Raw genomic sequence first — 6,257 nt, forward strand, 5'->3', positions numbered from 1 at the left:
AAAAACAGCTTGAAAATGTGAATGATTAGTGATATAATAGTAGTATTGTTCGTAAAATGACAAAGGAGATTAAAAATGGACAAACTATTTAAACTAAAAGAGCACGGGACAGATGTCCGTACAGAGGTTCTTGCTGGTTTAACAACTTTCTTTGCAATGAGTTATATTCTCTTTGTAAACCCTCAAATGCTCTCACAAACAGGAATGCCTGTTCAAGGTGTGTTCTTGGCGACAATCATTGGTTCTGTTGTGGGAACTTTAATGATGGCTTTCTATGCTAACTTGCCATATGCCCAAGCACCAGGTATGGGACTAAATGCCTTTTTCACATTTACAGTTGTATTTGGGATGGGCTATACTTGGAAAGAAGCTCTTGGAATGGTCTTTATCTGTGGGATTATTTCGTTGATTATTACATTGACCAATGTTCGTAAAATGATCATTGAGTCTATTCCTGCAACTCTTCGTTCAGCCATTTCAGCTGGTATTGGTGTTTTCCTTGCCTATGTTGGGATTAAGAATGCTGGTCTCTTGAAATTCTCGATTGACCCAGGTACTTATACAGTAGCAGGTGAAGGAGCAGATAAGGCTCAAGCGGCACTTACTGCAAACTCAGCAGCTGTCCCAGGATTGGTAGACTTCAACACTCCAGCTGTTTTAGTAGCTCTTGCAGGTCTTGCTATTACTATCTTCTTCGTTGTTAAAGGTATCAAAGGCGGTATCATCCTTTCTATTTTGACAACAACAGTTCTTGCGATTGCTGTTGGTCTTGTTGATTTGTCTAGCATTGACTTTGCAAGCAATAATCTTTCATCAGCAGTTAACGACCTAGGAACTTTGTTTGGTGCTGCTCTTGGTTCAGAAGGATTGGGATCTCTGATTTCAAACACTTCTCGTTTGCCAGAAACCTTGATGGCCATTCTTGCTTTCTCATTGACAGATATTTTTGATACTATCGGTACTCTTATCGGTACTGGTGAAAAAGTTGGTATCATTGCAACAAGTGGTGAAAACCATGAGTCAGCTAAATTGGATAAGGCTCTTTACTCTGACTTGGTGGCAACTTCAGTAGGTGCTATTGCAGGTACTTCAAACGTTACAACTTATGTTGAGTCTGCAGCGGGTATCGGTGCTGGTGGACGTACTGGTTTGACAGCTTTGGTTGTTGCCATCTGTTTTGCCCTATCAAGCTTCTTTAGCCCACTTCTAGCAATTGTTCCAACAGCTGCAACTGCACCAATTTTGATCATCGTCGGAATTATGATGCTTTCTAACTTGAAAAATATTCCTTGGGATGATATGGCTGAAGCTGTTCCAGCTTTCTTCACATCTATCTTTATGGGATTCAGCTACTCAATCACACAAGGGATTGCTGTTGGTTTCTTAACTTATACTTTGACGAAGGTTGTCAAAGGTCAAGTGAAAGATGTGCATGTCATGATTTGGATTTTGGATGCCTTGTTTATCTTGAACTACATCAGTATGGCTCTTAACTAATGACAAAAACTAAAAAAAGAGGGGAGTCTCCTCTTTTTTTGTTGATGGAAATATCACAAAATAAAACTTTTTGGTATAATAATTACATGTACACAAAAAATGAAGATGAGTTGATTGCACTTGGGGAAGACCTAGGGCACTTGTTAGAAAAAAATGATGTGTTGATTTTGACTGGTGAATTAGGTGCTGGGAAAACAACGCTAACAACGGGTCTAGCTAAGGGATTAGGCATTCATCAAATGATTAAGAGTCCTACTTATACCATTGTTAGAGAATATGAAGGACGTCTACCCTTGTATCACTTAGATGTTTATCGCATCGAAGGGGATGCAGATTCTATCGACTTGGATGAATTCCTTTTTGGTTCAGGTGTAACGGTTATTGAGTGGGGACATCTATTGGGGGAAAATCTTCCATCAGATTATCTGGAGTTAGAAATCCTTAAAAAAGATGAGGGCCGAGAAATCGTCTTTCATGCTCATGGCCAAAGAGCGACAGAACTTTTGAAAGGATTGACGGATGGAGTATGATCTTTTAATCCGTGAAGCGGAAGCCCAGGATGCTTCAGTGGTCATTGCTCTCTTAGATCAAATTGGTCAAGAGACTAGTTTTACCAGTCTGGATGAAAATGGGATTGCAATGAGTGAGTCTGAAATGCAACATTTTTTGGATAAGCAGGCCCAGTCGGATAATCAAATTACCCTACTCGCTTTTTTGAATGATGAGTTAGTAGGAATCATCAATACAACAGCTGATCAACGTCCGCGAGTCCGTCATATTGGAGATGTCTTTTTAGGAATAAAAAAAGCTTACTGGGGAAATGGTCTCGGTAGTATCTTGATGGAAGAAATTATTGAATGGGCCAAATCAAGTGGTAGTATTCGACGTTTACAATTGACAGTTCAAAAAAGAAATCTTGCTGCGGTGCATCTGTATGAAAAAATGGGCTTTAACATAGAAGGATTACAGGAACGTGGTGCTTGTATAGAAGGAGGAGAGTTTCTAGATGTTTACCTAATGGGTCAACTGATAGACGAATAAGAGTATGGCAAAAAAGATAATCGGAATGTTTTTAGGCTTTGTTCTTGTGACAGTACTTGGTGTGGGAGCTTATGCCTATACGATCTACCAACAGAGTACGCAGACTTTGGCTAAAACCTATAAAAAAATTGGAGAAGAAACCAAGGTCATTGAAGCGACTGAACCTCTGACGATTTTGCTTATGGGAGTGGACACAGGGAATGTTGAACGTACAGATCCATGGGCTGGTAATAGTGATTCAATGATCTTGGTGACAGTGAATCCTAAAACAAAGAAGACAGTCATGATGAGTTTGGAGCGCGATATTCTCACACAAATTCAGCAACCAGATGGTAGTGTAACGGAGGCTAAACTCAATGCTGCCTACGCCAATGGTGGAGCAGAGTTGTCTATTTCAACGATTCAAAAAATGATGAATATCCATATCGACAGATATGTGATGGTCAACATGCATGGACTTCAAAGAATGGTTGATGCAGTAGGTGGAATTACAGTGAACAACACTCTAGGTTTCCCAATCTCTATCCAAGATCAGGAACCATTTAATACAATTTCTATCGGTGTTGGTGAACAGAAGCTAAATGGTGAAGAAGCCCTTGTTTATTCACGTATGCGTTATCAGGATCCAGAAGGAGACTATGGTCGTCAAAAACGTCAGCGTGAAGTGATTCAAAAAGTTGTTGAGAAGATTCTTAGTCTGAACAGTGTGAGTCACTATCAAGAGATTCTGAAGGCTCTTAGTGACAATATGCAGACAAATATCGAGATTACAACAACAACGATTCCTCAGTTGATGGGTTATCAAGATTCGTTTAAGAATATTGAGTCTCAACAATTGCGTGGAGAGGATGCAATGCTTCAAGGGACATCTTACCAAATCGTGACATCTGAGCATATGTTAGAGATGCAAAATCTTTTACGCCGTTCGCTCGGGCAACCAGAGGTTACGAATTTGGAGACTAACGTAGTCTTGTATGAGAATCTTTATGGTCAGGGTCAGTTGCCTCAATCTACTAGTGTTGCAGTAGAAGAGTTAGAATAATAGGAAACTATTGGTCAAATCGTAGGAATTATCCTGCGATTTTTTCAAAGAAATCCGAATAGGTAAGTAGGAGGAAAAAATGAAAGCAGAAATTATAGCTGTTGGAACAGAGATTTTGACAGGCCAAATTGTCAATACCAATGCGCAATTCTTGTCTGAAAAGTTGGCTGAAATCGGTGTAGATGTCTATTTTCAGACAGCTGTAGGAGATAACGAGGCTCGTCTCTTATCCTTGTTAGAAATTGCTCAGAATCGCAGTAGTCTAGTTATTTTAACAGGTGGCTTGGGGCCAACGGAAGATGATTTGACCAAGCAAACTTTGGCTCAATTTTTAGGACGTGACTTGACTTTTGATCCTCAGGCTCAGGCTAAGCTAGATGACTTTTTTGCTCATCGACCAGACTATGCTAGAACTCCAAATAATGAACGCCAGGCTCAAATCGTTCAAGGTTCAACTCCATTACCAAACGAAACAGGACTGGCAGTCGGTGGCATGATCGAGGTGGCTGGGGTAACCTACGTCGTTCTACCAGGACCTCCAAGTGAATTGAAACCTATGGTCTTAAATGAGTTGCTTCCAAGATTGACAACGGGATCTAAGCTCTATTCACGTGTGCTTCGTTTCTTTGGCATTGGTGAGAGCCAGCTAGTGACCATTCTATCAGATTTGATTGACCAGCAGACGGATCCCACCTTGGCACCTTATGCTAAAACTGGGGAAGTGACGCTTCGCTTATCGACCAAGGCTAAGAGTCAAGAAGAAGCGGATCGTGTTCTAGATACTTTAGAACAAAAAATCCTTGAAAGAGAAACTTTTGAGGGTGTTTCACTTCGAGAAATTTGCTATGGCTATGGGGAAGAAACCAGCTTGGCTAGCCTGGTAGTAGAAGAGTTGAAAAAGCAAAAGAAAACTATCACTGCAGCAGAAAGCTTGACTGCAGGTCTTTTTCAAGCTACTTTGGCTGATTTCTCAGGTGTATCTGCTATCTTTAAAGGTGGTTTTGTGACCTATAGCCTTGAAGAAAAAGCTAAGATGCTTGATATTCCACATGCTGAATTGGAAAAACACGGAGTCGTCTCAGCCTTTACTGCTGAAAAAATGGCTGAACAGGCACGAATCAAGACCCAGTCAGATTTTGGAATTAGTTTGACAGGAGTGGCTGGACCAGATAGTCTAGAAGGACATCCAGCAGGTACCGTCTTTATCGCTTTGGCGCAAGTTTCGGGGACAGAAGTTATCCAGGCCAATATCGCAGGTGGAAGTCGTGCAGATGTGCGAGAAATTGCAGTCTTACATGCCTTTAACCTAGTTCGCAAAGCTTTATTAAGTGCTGGAGATTTGTTATAATAGAAGAAGGTCTAAGGACTATTAGAATACAGGAGAATATAATGGCGAAAAAACCAACAAAAAAATTAGACGAAATTGGCAAAAAATTTGGTGCTGATCGTGAAAAAGCCCTAAACGATGCCCTTAAATTGATTGAAAAAGATTTCGGTAAGGGATCAATCATGCGCTTGGGTGAACGTGCAGAGCAAAAGGTCCAAGTGATGAGCTCAGGTTCTTTGGCTCTTGATATCGCACTCGGATCAGGTGGTTATCCAAAGGGACGTATCATCGAAATCTACGGGCCAGAATCATCAGGTAAGACAACGGTTGCCCTTCATGCGGTAGCGCAAGCGCAAAAAGAAGGCGGAATTGCTGCCTTTATCGATGCGGAGCACGCTCTTGATCCAGCCTATGCAGCAGCGCTTGGTGTTAATATCGATGAATTGCTCTTGTCACAACCAGATTCAGGTGAGCAAGGTCTTGAAATTGCTGGGAAATTGATTGACTCAGGTGCAGTTGATCTTGTTGTTATCGACTCAGTTGCTGCCCTTGTACCTCGTGCAGAAATCGATGGAGATATCGGAGATAGCCACGTTGGTCTTCAAGCTCGTATGATGAGCCAGGCTATGCGTAAACTCGGAGCTTCTATTAATAAGACTAAGACAATCGCTATCTTCATTAACCAATTGCGTGAAAAAGTAGGAGTTATGTTTGGTAATCCAGAGACAACTCCTGGTGGACGTGCCCTTAAATTCTACGCTTCTGTCCGTTTGGATGTTCGTGGAAGCACACAAATCAAGGGAACTGGTGATCAAAAAGATACGAGCGTAGGTAAGGAAACCAAGATTAAGGTTGTTAAAAATAAGGTGGCTCCACCATTTAAAGAAGCCTTTGTTGAAATCATGTATGGTGAAGGAATTTCAAGAACTGGTGAGCTTTTGAAGATTGCAAGTGATCTTGACATCATCAAGAAAGCAGGAGCATGGTATTCTTACAAAGACGAAAAGATCGGTCAAGGTTCTGAAAATGCTAAGAAATACTTGGCAGATCACCCAGAAGTCTTTGATGAGATTGACCACCAAGTTCGTGTCAAGTTTGGCTTGATTGAAGATGATGCAGTAGCTGATGAAAAAGTTGCACCTGCGGAATCAGAAGTAGCTAATCAAGAAGTGACTCTTGACCTTGGCGATGATCTTGAAATCGAAATTGAAGATTAAAAAGTAAAAGTGGCGGAGGAATCCCCACTTTTCTGTTATCTTGGACTAAAGAACTGATACTCAATGAAAATCAAAGAGCAAACTAGGAAGCTAGCCGCAGGCTGTACTTGAGTACGGCAAGGTGAAGCTGACG

The 6,257-nt window shown here is 41.2% G+C and carries 6 protein-coding genes; all 6 read left to right on the plus strand.

Features of this window, described 5'->3' with window-relative positions; translation table 11 throughout:
* Window positions 1-75: 75 nt before the first annotated feature.
* Entirely contained in the window at window positions 76-1,497 is a 1,422-nt protein-coding gene (locus tag K1I67_RS07520; RefSeq protein WP_223339467.1) for an NCS2 family permease, read from the plus strand.
* 86 nt (window positions 1,498-1,583) lie between these two features.
* A complete protein-coding gene (tsaE, locus tag K1I67_RS07525) occupies window positions 1,584-2,027 on the plus strand; it encodes a tRNA (adenosine(37)-N6)-threonylcarbamoyltransferase complex ATPase subunit type 1 TsaE (protein ID WP_223339468.1) in 444 nt (147 codons plus the stop codon).
* Window positions 2,017-2,538: a GNAT family N-acetyltransferase gene (locus K1I67_RS07530; RefSeq protein WP_223339469.1), complete on the plus strand. Its 522-nt coding sequence runs from the start codon at window positions 2,017-2,019 to the stop codon at window positions 2,536-2,538. The genes tsaE and K1I67_RS07530 overlap by 11 nt, the downstream gene beginning before the upstream one ends.
* 4 nt (window positions 2,539-2,542) lie before the next feature.
* A complete protein-coding gene (gene lytR / locus K1I67_RS07535; RefSeq protein WP_025171292.1) occupies window positions 2,543-3,580 on the plus strand; it encodes a glycopolymer--peptidoglycan transferase LytR in 1,038 nt (345 codons plus the stop codon).
* Between the two features lie 79 nt (window positions 3,581-3,659).
* Window positions 3,660-4,928 carry a competence/damage-inducible protein A gene (locus tag K1I67_RS07540; protein ID WP_223339470.1) on the plus strand — a complete coding sequence of 423 codons (1,269 nt, stop codon included), beginning with the start codon at window positions 3,660-3,662 and terminating at the stop codon, window positions 4,926-4,928.
* Window positions 4,929-4,969: 41 nt separating this feature from the next.
* Window positions 4,970-6,124 carry a recombinase RecA gene (gene recA / locus K1I67_RS07545; protein WP_045762591.1) on the plus strand — a complete coding sequence of 385 codons (1,155 nt, stop codon included), beginning with the start codon at window positions 4,970-4,972 and terminating at the stop codon, window positions 6,122-6,124.
* Window positions 6,125-6,257 lie beyond the last annotated feature (133 nt).

The organism is Streptococcus infantis (genome assembly GCF_019929575.1).
GTDB classification, from domain to species: domain Bacteria; phylum Bacillota; class Bacilli; order Lactobacillales; family Streptococcaceae; genus Streptococcus; species Streptococcus infantis_L.

Bases quoted from the DNA above. Each gene is read 5' to 3' on its own strand.
- recA (WP_045762591.1), top strand. From the start codon at position 4,970: ATGGCGAAAAAACCAACAAAAAAATTAGACGAAATTGGCAAAAAATTT.
- K1I67_RS07540 (WP_223339470.1), top strand. From the start codon at position 3,660: ATGAAAGCAGAAATTATAGCTGTTGGAACAGAGATTTTGACAGGCCAA.
- K1I67_RS07530 (WP_223339469.1), top strand. From the start codon at position 2,017: ATGGAGTATGATCTTTTAATCCGTGAAGCGGAAGCCCAGGATGCTTCA.
- K1I67_RS07520 (WP_223339467.1), top strand. From the start codon at position 76: ATGGACAAACTATTTAAACTAAAAGAGCACGGGACAGATGTCCGTACA.
- lytR (WP_025171292.1), top strand. From the start codon at position 2,543: ATGGCAAAAAAGATAATCGGAATGTTTTTAGGCTTTGTTCTTGTGACA.
- tsaE (WP_223339468.1), top strand. From the start codon at position 1,584: ATGTACACAAAAAATGAAGATGAGTTGATTGCACTTGGGGAAGACCTA.